The following is a 13,064-nucleotide window of genomic DNA, read 5'->3' as shown; positions in this document are numbered from 1 at the left end:
GAGGTCATCGGGGCAGTCGGCCCCGCGGAACGGACCGCACACAGGGGGAACCGTCATGAAGGCACGTACGCGCACGCTGCTCGCCGCCGCTCTGGTCCTGGGAGTCGCCGCCGGACCGGTGGCCGCCGCGCAGGCCGCTCCGGCGCCGGCGCCCGTCTCGGCGGGGGTCGCCCCGCCCTCCTTCACCACGCCGCCGGACGCGGCGGCCCTGGAGAAGGCGATCGCGGGTGTCGGGGCGCGGAACGAGGACGCGACGGCGGCTCTGGTCCGGGTGGGCGGTACGAGCGGCGGCTGGCGCGGCAGCTCGGGCGTCGCCGACGTCCGCAGCGGGCGCGCCGCGATCGAGAACGCCCGCTTCCGGGCCGGATCGGTGACGAAGACCTTCACGGCGGCGGTGGTGCTCCAGCTCGCCGCGGAAGGCCGGGTGGACCTCGACCGGCCGGTGCAGGAGTACCTCCCCGGGCTGCTGCCGGGCGGCCCGGGCGGCTTCAAGCCGGTCAAGGTGCGGGAACTGCTGAACTACACGAGCGGCCTGCGGTCCGCCGACGGCCCCGGAGACGCCTTCGAGGACGAGTACGCGCACCGGTTCGACGTGGTCGACCCGCGGGCGCTGATCGCCAACGCGGTGGCCAAGGGCCCGGAGTACGACCCGGGCCGGAAGCAGCGCTACAGCAACATCCACTACACGGTGCTGGGCGTGCTCATCGAGAGGCTGACGGGGACGACGTACGAGAAGGCCGTGTCCGACCGGATCACCAAGCCGCTGGGCCTGCGCCACACCTCGTTCCCGTCCCGTACCCAGAACCGCATACCCGGCGCGCACAACCACGGCTACCAGGCGGTGGAGGAGGCCGACGGGAGCCGCTCGCTGGTGGACGTATCGGAGTGGAACTCCTCCTCCAACTGGGCCGCCGGGGACCTGATATCGACCACGGCGGACCTGGAGCGCTTCACGGTGGCGCTGTTCGGCGGCAAGGTCGTCCCGAAGGCGCAGCTCGAGGAGATGTTCACGGTGCCCGACGTGCCGGACGCCGCGAGCGGGACCGGGGCGCACGCCGTGCAGACGGCCGGCATGAAGGAGTTCCTCCTGGCGGACGGCACGAAGGTCTACGGCAAGACGGGGGCGCGCCACGGCTACAGCACGGTCATCGGCGGCACCCGCGACCTGTCCCGCACCCTCGTCTACTCGGTGAACTCCACCGACGCCAAGGGACCGGACATGAACCGGGTGGCCTACGGCATCGTCGGGGCGGCGTTCGCCAAGTAGCCGGTGCGGCCGAGCCGGTGCCGCCCGAGTCGGTGCCGCGCTCTCCCCGGGGTCGTGTCCGGCCGGACCGTGGTCACAGTCCGACGATGGCGTTCCAGCGTTTGGCGAAGGAGGGGCGTTCGGCGGAGGAGATGTCCCGGGCGACGGCGAGGCGCGCGCGCATCGCCTCGTCGGGGAAGATCAGCGGGTTCTCGGCCAGTCGGGCGGTCTCCTTGTCCGGGGAGGCGGCCAGGACCTCGCGGGCGGCGGGCACCGGGCAGACGTAGTTGACGGCCGCCGCGAGCTGGGCCGCCACCGCCGGGTCGTAGTAGTGGTCGACGAGTGCCTCGGCATTGGCCTTGTGCCGGGCGAGGTTCGGGACGAGCAGGCTCTCGGCCCACAGCTCGGCGCCCTCCTCGGGGACCACGAACTCGATGTCGGGGTTGTCGGCCCGGAGCTGGATGACGTCGCCCGAGTAGGCCTGGCAGGCCAGGACGTCGCCCTTGCCGAGATCGGAGGTGTAGTCGTTGCCGGTGAAGCGGCGGATGTGCTTCTTCTTCACCATGCTCTCGACCTGGTCGCACATCCGGTGGAAGTCGGATTCGGTCCAGCGGGTGACGTCGGTTCCGTTGCCCTGCATCAGCAGGGAGAAGGCTTCGTCGAGCCCGGAGAAGAGGGTCACCCTGCCCGCCAGGTCCGGGTGCCAGAGGTCCCTGACGGATTTGATCTCCCGGCCCAGTGCCTTGCGGTTGTAGGCGATGCCGGTGATCCCGGACTGCCAGGGGACGGTGTGCGTCCGGCCCTCGTCGAAGGCGGGGGAACGCAGCTGCGGATCCAGGTGTTCGGCGACGTTGGGCTGCGCCGAGCGGTCCATCCTCTGGGCCCAGCCGAGGCGGACGAAGCGGGCGGCCATCCAGTCGCTGACCACGACCAGGTCGTGGCCGGTCGCCTGGTAGTTCATCAGGGCCGGGCCGACCTTGCCGAAGAACTCGTCGTTGTCGTTGATCTCCTCCGTGTAGCGGACCTCGATGCCGGTCCTGCGGGTGAAGGCCTCCAGCGTCGGACGGCTCTCCTCGTCCTGGTCGCCGGTGTCGATGTAGAGCGGCCAGTTGGAGAAGGCGAGGGCGCGGTCGCGGTCCGAGAGGTCCCGGCCCCCGCGCCGGTCCTCCGGGACGTACGCGGCGGGCACACCGCAGCCGGCCAGGGCGGCGAGCAGGCCCGCGGCACCGAGGCCGCGCAGCGCCGCGCGGCGGGAGACGAGTTCAGGCATGGCCTCACCCTCGGACAGCACGAAGGGGCGGGCAATAGACAAGATGTCTACTGCCCGCCCCTTCGGGGCCATGCGGTGATCAGTGCGCCGCCGCCGGTGCGACGGCCGCGGATCAGGCGTCGAGCGAGGTCATCACGTGCTTGATGCGGGTGTAGTCCTCGAAGCCGTAGGCGGAGAGGTCCTTGCCGTAGCCGGACTTCTTGAAGCCGCCGTGCGGCATCTCGGCGACGAGCGGGATGTGGGTGTTGATCCACACGCAGCCGAAGTCGAGGTTCTTGGACATGCGCATGGCGCGCGCGTGGTCCTTGGTCCAGACGGAGGACGCGAGGGCGAACTCGACGCCGTTCGCGTACTCGAGGGCCTGGGCCTCGTCGGTGAAGGACTGGACCGTGATGACGGGGCCGAAGACCTCGTTCTGGATGATCTCGTCGTCCTGCTTGAGGCCGGAGACGACGGTCGGGGCGTAGAAGTAGCCCTTCTCGCCGACCCGGTGGCCGCCCGCCTCGACCTTGGCGTGGGCGGGGAGGCGCTCGATGAAGCCCGCGACCTGCTTGAGCTGGTTCGGGTTGTTCAGCGGGCCGTACAGCACGTCCTCGTCGTCCGGCTGGCCGGTCTTGGTGTCGGCGGCGGCCTTGGCGAGCGCGGAGACGAACTCGTCGTGGACGGACTCGTGGACGAGCACGCGGGTGGCGGCCGTGCAGTCCTGGCCGGCGTTGAAGTAGCCGGCGACCGCGATGTCCTCGACGGCCTTGGCCAGGTCGGCGTCCTCGAAGACCACGACCGGGGCCTTGCCGCCGAGCTCCAGGTGGACGCGCTTGACGTCCTTGGAGGCACTCTCGGCGACCTGCATGCCGGCGCGCACCGAGCCGGTGATGGAGGCCATCGCCGGGGTGGAGTGCTCGACCATGGCCTTGCCGGTCTCACGGTCGCCGCAGACGACGTTGAAGACGCCCTTGGGCAGGATCGAGTCGATGATCTCGGCCATCAGCACGGTCGAGGCCGGGGTGGTGTCCGAGGGCTTGAGGACGACGGTGTTGCCCGCGGCGATCGCCGGGGCGAACTTCCACACGGCCATCATCATCGGGTAGTTCCACGGCGCCACCTGGGCGCAGACGCCGACCGGCTCACGGCGGATGATCGAGGTCATCCCCTCCATGTACTCGCCGGCCGAGCGGCCCTCGAGCAGGCGCGCGGCGCCCGCGAAGAAGCGGATCTGGTCCACCATCGGGGGCAGTTCCTCGCTGGCCGTCAGGGCCAGGGGCTTGCCGGTGTTCTGCGACTCGGCGGCGACCAGCTCGTCGGCGCGCGCCTCGAAGGCGTCCGCGATCTTCAGCAGCGCCTTCTGGCGCTCCGACGGCGTGGTGTCGCGCCAGCCCGGGAAGGCGGCCGCGGCGGCCGCCATGGCGGCGTCGACGTCGGCCTGGCCCGACAGCGGGGCGGTGGCGTACACCTCGCCGGTCGCGGGGTTGACCACGTCGGTGGTCCGCCCGTCAGCGGCGTCCTTGAACTCCCCGCCGATGTAGTTGCGCAGACGACGCAGTTCGGTGGTCACTACAGCCACTCTCCTGATCACATGTCCAACGAATGAGACGACCTGCCAAGCCTAGCCTCTCCGTCGACGCTTTCGACAGAGCCGGACGCCACCACCTACGAAATCCGTGTAATCGAAGACCCGCGACAACGGATTTCATCGATTACGGGTTGCGGAACAGACGACTCCTCGTGCACAGTGAGGTCGTGGTCAGTCGAAGCGCAGATTCCAGGAACAGACAACCGTCCCCTTCGGTCGATGCTGTGTCCCTGGCGATCATCGAGCAACTGCAGGAGGACGGCCGCCGTCCCTATGCATCGATCGGCAAGGCCGTGGGCCTGTCCGAAGCGGCGGTGCGCCAGCGCGTGCAGAAGCTGCTCGACCAGGGCGTCATGCAGATCGTCGCCGTGACGGACCCGCTCACCGTGGGCCTGCGGCGTCAGGCAATGGTCGGCATCAACGTCGAGGGAGACCTCGACCCGGTGGCCGACGCCCTGACCGCCATGGCCGAGTGCGAGTACGTCGTGATGACCGCGGGGTCGTTCGACCTGATGGTGGAAATCGTCTGCGAGGACGACGACCACCTGCTCGAAACGATCAACAAGAAGATCCGCACGCTCCCCGGCGTGCGATCAACCGAAAGCTTCGTTTACCTGAAGCTGAAGAAGCAGACCTACATGTGGGGAACTCGATAGCCCGTGAGCCAGGACCTCTCCAAAACCGCGTACGACCACCTGTGGATGCACTTCACCCGCATGTCGTCGTACGAGAACGCGCCCGTCCCCACCATCGTGCGGGGTGAGGGCACCTACATCTTCGACGACAAGGGCAAGCGCTACCTGGACGGTCTCGCCGGACTGTTCGTGGTCAACGCCGGTCACGGCCGCAAGGAGCTGGCCGAGGTCGCGTACAAGCAGGCGCAGGAGCTCGCGTTCTTCCCCGTGTGGTCGTACGCGCACCCCAAGGCCGTCGAGCTCGCAGAGCGCCTGGCCGACTACGCCCCGGGCGACCTGAACAAGGTCTTCTTCACCACTGGTGGCGGCGAGGCCGTCGAGACCGCCTGGAAGCTCGCCAAGCAGTACTTCAAGCTGAAGGGCAAGCACACCAAGTACAAGGTCATCTCGCGTGCGGTCGCCTACCACGGCACCCCGCAGGGCGCCCTGTCCATCACCGGCCTGCCGGCGCTGAAGGCCCCCTTCGAGCCGCTGGTCCCCGGCGCGCACAAGGTGCCCAACACCAACATCTACCGCGCCCCGATCCACGGCGACGACCCGGAGGCCTTCGGCCGCTGGGCCGCCGACCAGATCGAGCAGCAGATCCTCTTCGAGGGCCCCGACACCGTCGCGGCCGTCTTCCTGGAGCCCGTCCAGAACGCCGGCGGCTGCTTCCCGCCCCCGCCCGGCTACTTCCAGCGGGTGCGCGAGATCTGCGACACCTACGACGTGCTGCTGGTCTCCGACGAGACCATCTGCGCGTTCGGCCGCCTCGGCACGATGTTCGCCTGTGACAAGTTCGGCTACGTACCGGACATGATCACCTGCGCCAAGGGCATGACCTCGGGCTACTCCCCGATCGGCGCCTGCATCGTCTCGGACCGCATCGCGGAGCCGTTCTACAAGGGCGACAACACCTTCCTGCACGGCTACACCTTCGGCGGGCACCCGGTGTCCTCCGCCGTGGCCATCGCCAACCTCGACATCTTCGACAAGGAAGGCCTGAACCAGCACGTGCTGGACCAGGAGGGCAACTTCTTCGACACCCTGAAGAAGCTGCACGACCTTCCGATCGTCGGCGACGTGCGCGGCAACGGCTTCTTCTACGGCATCGAACTCGTCAAGGACAAGGTCACCAAGGAGTCCTTCACGGACGAGGAGACCGAGCGCGTGCTCTACGGCTTCCTCTCCAAGGCGCTCTTCGACAACGGCCTGTACTGCCGCGCCGACGACCGCGGGGACCCGGTCATCCAGCTGGCCCCGCCGCTGATCGCCGACCAGGGCACCTTCGACGAGATCGAAGGCATCCTGCGCTCGGTGCTCACCGAGGCGTGGACCAAGCTCTAACCGGTCCGGAGGCCGCACTGGCCCGAACACACGGCCCGGATCCTCCGTTCGAGTAGAACGCGGGGATCCGGGCCGTGTGCTGTCAGCATCCAAGACGTTCATCCCATTACATCTCCATGCGGCGCCAGTGACCGAAAGGGCTCCGCTTCGTTCCCCCGGACGGAGGTGTACGCCATGGTGGCTCCACCGGACAAGGCCCGGCCCGACCATGCCCCGCCGCAGGACGACCTGCTCTGGGCCCGGTCCCTGCACTACTCCCACAGCGGTACGCCCGGCCTGATCGGTGTCTCCGCCGGAGTCCGCCAGGGCGAGATCCTCGCCGTGACCGGCCCGCGCGGCTGCGGCAAGAGCACCCTGCTGCGCTGTCTGGCCGGCCGGCTGCTGCCCGAGCAGGGCGAGGTCTGGTTCAACAGCGTCCCCGTCCACACCCTCGGCGCCGCCGCCCGCGAGCGCCTGCGCCGCGACCGGTTCGCCTGGCTCGGGCCCGAAGCACAGCTGCTGCCCGAGCTCAAGGTCTGGGAGAACGCCGCCCTGCCCCTGCTGCTCGCCGGCACCCCCCACCGCGCCGCCCGCCGTACCGCCTGCGCGTGGCTGGAGCGCCTCGACCTCGACGTCTTCGCCCGCAAGCGCCCCGGCGCGCTGAACCGCGGCGAAGCCCAGCGGGTCGCCCTGGCCCGCGCCCTGATCGCCGAGCCCGCCGTCCTCTTCGCCGACGAGCCCACCGCCCCGCTGCACCGGGCCGAGCGCACGCTGCTGCTGCGCACCCTCACCACGGCCGCCCGCTCCCACGGCATCACCGTCCTGCTCGCCACCCACGACGAGGAGACCGCGGCCGCCGCGGACCGCCGTCTCGCCCTGCTCGACGGCCGCCCGGCAGGCGCCGCGGCCGCCGGCCCGACGACGGAGGACCAGGCCGCGTGCTCCCTCTCCGCCTAGTACGCGGCTCCCGCCCCCTGGTCCAGCTGCGCAGGCTGCTGGTCGCGGCCGCCTCCGCCGGCAGCGGGTTCCTCCTGCTGTACGTCCTCGCGGAGGCGACGGCCGTGCCCGCCGGATCGTTCCCCCGCCTGCTGTGGGCGCTGGTGCCGCTCGCCGCCACCGTGCAGTTCGCCGTCGCCGTCGCCCGCACCGACCCCTCGACCCGGCCCCGCGAGGGGCTCGACGCCGCCGGGCTGGGCCCCGTACGGCTCACCCTCGTCGCGGCCGTCTCCACCGCCATCGCCTGCACCCTCGGCGGCGCCCTGGCCCTGGCGGCCTTCCTCCACCTGCGGGGCGACCTCACCGGACTGCCCTTCGACGGCACCGCCGCCCGGCTGCTGCACGCCGACCGGCCGCTGCCGGTGGCCGCCGCCCTCACCCTGCTGGCCCTGGTCCCGCTGACGGCCGCCACCGCCACCGCCCTGGCCCTGCGCCCCCGCCCGCCGCACTCCGGGCTGGCCCCGCAGACCGGCGTGCCGTGGGGGGTGGCGCTCACCGCCTGCGGGCTCGCCGCCCTGGCGTACGCCCGGCCGGCCGGAGCCGCCGTGCCGGCGGGCTGCGTACTGATCACGGTCGGGCTCGCCCTCGCCGGGCCCGGACTGGCCTACGCCTGCGGGACCCTGGTGCAGGCACTGCGGCCCGGTCTGCTCCGGCTGCTGGCCGGGCGCGGGCTCCAGGAGGAGGCGCCCCGGCTGGGACGGCCGCTCGGAGTGCTCTGCGCCGTCGGCGCGGCCGCCCTCACCGCCCTCGCCCTGCGCGGCCAGGGCGAAACGGTCACCCCGCTCGGGCCGCTGACCGGCCCCGCCGCCGCCCTGGTGGCCCTGTGCGCGGCCGGGACCCTGCTCTTCTCGGCCGTCGAGGCCCGGCAGGCCCGCTCCGCCCAGCGGGAGGCGCTGGCCGGGCTCGGCACGCCGGGCACGGTGCTGCGTACCGCCGTGGCCCTGCGGGCGGTCGCGCTCCTCGGGGCGGCGGGGGGACTCGGCTGGGGTGTGGCGCAGCTGACGTCACTGGCACTGACCCGCTGAGACGGCCGGCCCTTAGGGTGGGCCGAATGGTCAACGCAGACATCGAGATCGAGACGCTCGCCGAATTCGACCGGGTCGTCGCCGGCGGCTCACTGAGCGGCTACCGGATCCAGTCGCTCAACCTCCTGGAGCGGACCTTCGCCCTGCTGTCCGCCGACACCTCGGCGGCCGTGTTCCTAGGCTGCGCGATGGAGCCCGACGCCTCGGTGAAGGTCCGCGCGGACGGCGCCCTCGTCTTCCCGCCGATACCGGACCTGCCGTTCAACCCGTACCGGGGTCTGCTGTACACCCCCGCGGAGCTGTTCGCCGGACTGGACGAGGGCTACGGGGCGACCCCTGACGCGCGGACGTACGCCTGGTTCCAGGAGGCCGGGTCCGACGGCGACGTGTTCTCCTCCATGCTGCGCTCCCTCCACGACGACGCCGTCTCCGACGCGCTCGACGAACGCCTCGCCGGGTCCCGCGTCGTCGGTGTGATGGGCGGCCACGCCATGGCCCGGGGCAGTACGGCCTACCGCGGCGCGGCCGGTCTGGGCCGGGCCCTGTCCCGGTCCGGGCTGACGGTCGCCACCGGCGGCGGCCCCGGCGCGATGGAGGCCGCCAACCTCGGCGCCTACCTGGCGCCCGCGCCCGACGAGGCGCTGACCGAGGCGCTGGAGCTGCTGGCGGAGGTGCCCTCCTTCAGCCCGTCCGTCACCGACTGGGCGCGTGCGGCCTTCGCCGTGCGCGAGCGCTGGCCCGCGGGCGGCGACTCGGTCGGGATCCCCACCTGGTTCTACGGGCACGAGCCGCCGAACGCCTTCGCGGGGCAGATCGCCAAGTACTTCGCGAACGCCACCCGCGAGGACGGGCTGCTCGCCCGGTGCGACGCGGGCGTGGTCTTCCTGCCGGGCGCCGCCGGCACCGTGCAGGAGGTCTTCGACAACGCGACGCCGAACTACTACGAGTCGCGGTCCGAGCCGGCCCCGATGGTCCTGGTGGACCGTGCCCACTGGACCACCCGCCTGCCCGTGTGGCCGCTGCTGCGGGAACTGGCGCGGGGCCGGGCGATGGAGTCCCGGATCGCGCTGGTGGACTCGGTGGACGAGGTGCCGGACGCGCTCGCGGCCATGGCCTGAGCCCCGGACGGGCAAAGAACCGGTCAAAAGAAATCCCTTCCGGAGGCAACTTCCCGGCCGGATACGACGTCTGGCAGAGGTACCGCCTTTTCACCTGCCAGACGTTGAACGGAGCCCTCTGTGCTCATAGGCCTGCTGACCGCTGTCGCGGCGTCCATCTGCTACGGCACGGGCTCTGTCCTGCAAGCCGTGGGCTCGCGCCGCGCCGCCCGGATGTCCCCCGAGGCCGCCGGGGTGACCGCCCACGGCGGACCGAACCTGACCTCCACCGCCAAGGCCGCGATGACCTGGGAGTTCATCGTCGGCACCATCCTGGACTTCGTGGGCTTCGGACTGGGCGCGCTGGCGGCCCGCATGCTGCCCCTGTTCCTCTCCCAGACGGTGATCAGCGCCAACCTGGTGATCACCGCCATCCTCAGCGTGAAGATGCTGGGCATCCGCCTGACCCGCAAGGAATGGACCTCGATCGGGGTCGTCTGCGCGGCTCTGGTGCTGCTGGCGACCGCCGCCGGGCACGAGGGCGACCACTACGCCCCGATGTCCACGCACTGGTGGCTGCTGGCCGTGACCCTGGTGATCATCGTCGGCGGCACGGTGGCCGTGCGCTTCCTGGGCGGCCGGGCCGCGATCCTGGCGGGTCTGCTGTCGGGTCTGGCCTTCGGCGCGCTGGGCGTGGGCGTGCGCATCCTCGACGGCGTGGACCCCTTCGACCCGGTCACCTTCATCACGGACCCGGCGCTGTACGCCATCCTGGTGGCGGGCTTCGGCGGCATGTACCTGCACACGGTGGCCCTCCAGATCGGCTCGGTGAACGGCGCGACCGCCGCCCTGGTCGTCGGCGAGACGGTGCTTCCGGGAGCGATCGGCGTCCTGTGGCTCGGCGACGCGTCCCGCCCGGGCCTGGCGTGGCTCGCGGTGACCGGCTTCCTCCTGGCGGTCGCCGGCGCCGTCGCGGTGGCCTGGTACGGCAACCACGACGGGGCCGAGGAGCCCGCCGAGGAGCCGGTTCCGGCGCCGGTGGCCTGACCGGCGCTGATCGCTCCGCCGGGTCCCCGTACGCGGTGACCCGGCGGATGCCGCCCGCCGGAGACGCCGGGCCCCACGAGCCCAGCCCAGTGGCCTCCGGCGTCAGCCCCGCGGGAGGACGACGACCTCGGACGGGCTGAAGGCCACCGCGACCCGGTCCCCCACGGCCGGCGCGGCGGCCAGCTCGCACTCGGCGTCCAGCACCGGCCCCGACGCGGGCCTCAGCCGCAGGGCGACGTGCGTGCCGCGGAAGGTGCGGGACTCCACCACGCAGTCCAGGCCGGCGGCGCACAGCACCACCCCCGCCGGACGGATCAGCAGCCGCTGCTCCCCCTCGGGCGTGCCGGCCGGGACGGGCACCCGGCCCCACTCGGTGGTGGCGGCGGCACCCGCCACCGTCCCCGGGACCACGTTCTCGAAACCGAGGAACCGGGCCACGAACTCCGACGCGGGCCGCTGCCACACCTCCAGCGGGGTCCCGGTCTGCGCGATCCGCCCGTCCCGCATCACCACCACCCGGTCGGCCAGCGCGAAGGCCTCCCCCTGGTCGTGGGTGACGGCGAGGACGGTGGTGCCCAGCCGGGAGAAGAGCCCCTGGAGCTCGACCACCAGCCGCTCGCGCAGCCCCCGGTCCAGCTGGCCGAGCGGCTCGTCCAGCATCAGCAGCCGGGGCGAGGGGGCCAGTGCCCGGGCGAGGGCCACCCGCTGCTGCTCGCCGCCCGACAGCGAGGAGACGGCCCGCCGCTGGGCCCCCGGGAGCCCGACCAGCTCCAGCAGCTCCGCGACCTGGGCCTCGTTCGACGCCTTCGCGGAACGCGAGCGGAACCCGGACCCCGGGCGGAGCGCCGCCTGCGGGCCCCGCACGCGCAGGCCGAAGGCGACGTTCCCGCCGACGTCCCGGTGCGGGAACAGCTGGTGGTCCTGGAACATCAGGCCCACCCCCCGCCGGTGCACGGGCACTCCGGCCTGATCGGCGCCGCCGAGCAGCACCCGCCCCCCGGACACCGGCTGGAGCCCGGCCACCACCCGCAGCAGGGTGGACTTGCCGCTGCCGCTCGGCCCGAGCACGCACACGGTCTCGTGCGCGGCGACCTCCAGGTCGACCGCGTCCACCACCGCCCGGTCACCGAAGCGGACCGAGACCCCTTCGAGCTGGAGCAGGGTCATCAGAACTCTCCCGAGGTCTTGTCGGGTCGCAGCCGCTCCAGCACCAGCAGGGACACCGCGCACACCAGCATCAGAATCGTGCTCAGGGCCATCGCCTGCCCGTAGTTCATCTCCCCGGCCCGCCCCAGCAGCCGCGCCACGGCCACCGGCAGCGTCGGGCGGTCCGGCCGGGCGATGAAGACGGTCGCGCCGAACTCGCCCAGCGAGACCGCGAAGGCGAAGCCCGCCGCGATCAGCAGCGCCCGCCGCACCAGCGGCAGGTCCACCTCCCGCCAGGCCCGCAGCGGCGAGGCCCCGAGCACGGCCGCCGCCTCCCGCAGCCGGCCGTCCACGGCCCGCAGCACCGGCAGCATGGTCCGTACGACGAAGGGCACCCCGACCAGCGCCTGCGCCAGCGGCACCAGGATCCACGAGGTCCTGAGGTCCAGCGGCGGCTCGTCCAGGGTGATCAGGAACCCGAAGCCCACGGTCACGGCGGACACCCCGAGCGGCAGCATCAGCAGCGCGTCGAAACCGCGTACGAAGCGGCCCGCGCGCCGGGTCAGGGCGGCGGCCGCGAGCCCGCCGACGACCAGGGCGATGGCGGTGGCGGCGAGGGCGTACTGGAGGGAGTTCCAGACGGCCTCCAGCGGCGGCACCAGAAACGTTCCGCCGCCGGAGCCCGCGTCCTGCAACGCCCGGTAGAAGCCGAAGCCGTAGCCGCCCGGCGCGTCGAAGGACCGTTCCACCAGCACGGCCAGCGGCGCCACCACCAGCAGGACCACCGACAGCAGCACCCCGCCCAGCAGGCCGCGCTGCCCCCAGCCGCGCGGCGGGCGCGCGGTGCGCGCCGGGTCCACGAGCCGCAGCGCGGTCTCCCGCCGGCGCACCGTGCGGGCGTGCACGGCGAGGACGGCGGCGATGGCCGCGAACTGGACCATCGTCAGCACGGCGGCGGTCGGCAGGTCCAGCAGCTGTGCCGTCTGCCGGTAGACCTCCACCTCCAGGGTGGCGTACGCGGGCCCGCCGAGGATCTGCACGACGCCGAAGGAGCTGAAGGTGAACAGGAACACCATCAGCGAGGCGGCGGCCACCGCCGGCGCGAGCGCGGGCAGCGTCACCCGCCGCCACGCCGTGATCCGCCCGGCGCCCAGCACCCGGGCGGCCTCCTCCTGGCGCGGGTCCAGCTGCGCCCACAGCCCGCCGACCGTCCGTACGACGACGGCGTAGTTGAAGAAGACGTGGGCGAGCAGGATCGCCCAGACGGTGGTGTCCAGCCGCACGCCCCACAGCTCGTCGAGCAGCCCGCCCCGCCCGACCAGCGCCAGGAAGGCACTGCCGACGACCACCGTCGGCAGGACGAAGGGGACGGTGACCAGCGCGCGCAGCAGCTGCTTGCCGGGGAACTCCAGGCGGGCGAAGACGTACGCGCCCGGCAGCGCGAGGAGCAGGGTGAGGGCGGTCGAGGCGAGCGCCTGCCAGGTGGTGAACCAGAGCACGCCGGCGATGTCGGGCCGGGCCAGGACCTCGCCGATCCGGCCGAACTGCCAGCCCGCGTCCGTCTTGAGCCCGCGGCCGACGATCGCGGCCACGGGAAGGGCGAAGAACAGTGCGAAGAAGGCGAGCGGCACGGCCATCAGAGCGAATCTGACGGCCGTGGCGCGACC

11 protein-coding genes are annotated in these 13,064 nt (G+C 72.3%); 7 read left to right on the top strand and 4 right to left on the bottom strand.

Going from position 1 to position 13,064, the window contains the following annotated elements:
• The first annotated feature begins 55 nt into the window (after positions 1–55).
• A complete protein-coding gene (locus ACZ51S_RS28195; protein WP_468803751.1) occupies positions 56–1,267 on the top strand; it encodes a serine hydrolase domain-containing protein in 1,212 nt (403 codons plus the stop codon).
• A gap of 73 nt (positions 1,268–1,340) precedes the next feature.
• Here the strand turns inward: ACZ51S_RS28195 and ACZ51S_RS28190 are convergent, their stop codons facing one another.
• Positions 1,341–2,516: a polyamine ABC transporter substrate-binding protein gene (locus ACZ51S_RS28190; RefSeq protein WP_468803752.1), complete on the bottom strand. Its 1,176-nt coding sequence runs from the start codon at positions 2,514–2,516 to the stop codon at positions 1,341–1,343.
• Positions 2,517–2,628: 112 nt separating this feature from the next.
• The gene (locus ACZ51S_RS28185; RefSeq protein WP_468477901.1) at positions 2,629–4,068 is read right to left on the bottom strand and encodes a gamma-aminobutyraldehyde dehydrogenase; all 1,440 of its coding nucleotides are present in this window, start codon (positions 4,066–4,068) and stop codon (positions 2,629–2,631) included.
• A 170-nt stretch (positions 4,069–4,238) separates the two neighbouring features.
• On the opposite strand from ACZ51S_RS28185, the gene ACZ51S_RS28180 reads away from it, so the two are divergent.
• From ACZ51S_RS28180 to ACZ51S_RS28155, 6 genes are all read left to right on the top strand, one after another.
• Positions 4,239–4,742, top strand: a complete 504-nt coding sequence (locus ACZ51S_RS28180) for an Lrp/AsnC family transcriptional regulator (protein ID WP_007266859.1) — start codon at positions 4,239–4,241, stop codon at positions 4,740–4,742.
• A gap of 3 nt (positions 4,743–4,745) precedes the next feature.
• Entirely contained in the window at positions 4,746–6,107 is a 1,362-nt protein-coding gene (locus tag ACZ51S_RS28175) for an aspartate aminotransferase family protein (RefSeq protein ID WP_388941956.1), read from the top strand.
• Positions 6,108–6,281: 174 nt separating this feature from the next.
• Positions 6,282–7,043, top strand: a complete 762-nt coding sequence (locus ACZ51S_RS28170; RefSeq protein ID WP_468477902.1) for an ABC transporter ATP-binding protein — start codon at positions 6,282–6,284, stop codon at positions 7,041–7,043.
• Positions 7,025–8,107, top strand: coding sequence for a hypothetical protein (locus ACZ51S_RS28165; RefSeq protein ID WP_468477903.1), 1,083 nt, complete (start codon positions 7,025–7,027; stop codon positions 8,105–8,107). Before ACZ51S_RS28170 ends, ACZ51S_RS28165 begins: the two co-directional genes overlap by 19 nt.
• 26 nt (positions 8,108–8,133) lie before the next feature.
• On the top strand, positions 8,134–9,225 hold the full coding sequence (locus tag ACZ51S_RS28160) for an LOG family protein (RefSeq protein WP_468962351.1): 1,092 nt from the start codon (positions 8,134–8,136) through the stop codon (positions 9,223–9,225).
• A 120-nt stretch (positions 9,226–9,345) separates the two neighbouring features.
• Positions 9,346–10,251, top strand: a complete 906-nt coding sequence (locus ACZ51S_RS28155) for a DMT family protein (protein ID WP_388941968.1) — start codon at positions 9,346–9,348, stop codon at positions 10,249–10,251.
• A gap of 102 nt (positions 10,252–10,353) precedes the next feature.
• Here the strand turns inward: ACZ51S_RS28155 and ACZ51S_RS28150 are convergent, their stop codons facing one another.
• Both ACZ51S_RS28150 and ACZ51S_RS28145 read right to left on the bottom strand, forming a co-directional pair.
• Positions 10,354–11,418 (bottom strand): ABC transporter ATP-binding protein, encoded by a 1,065-nt coding sequence (locus tag ACZ51S_RS28150; RefSeq protein WP_468962350.1) that lies wholly within the window; start codon positions 11,416–11,418, stop codon positions 10,354–10,356.
• Positions 11,418–13,034, bottom strand: a complete 1,617-nt coding sequence (locus tag ACZ51S_RS28145; protein ID WP_468962349.1) for an ABC transporter permease — start codon at positions 13,032–13,034, stop codon at positions 11,418–11,420. The genes ACZ51S_RS28150 and ACZ51S_RS28145 overlap by 1 nt, the downstream gene beginning before the upstream one ends.
• Positions 13,035–13,064 lie beyond the last annotated feature (30 nt).

The organism is Streptomyces sp. NPDC034043 (genome assembly GCF_055575675.1).
Note: the sequence above shows the minus strand (reverse complement) of the source record. Positions and strands in the feature narration are given on the sequence as shown.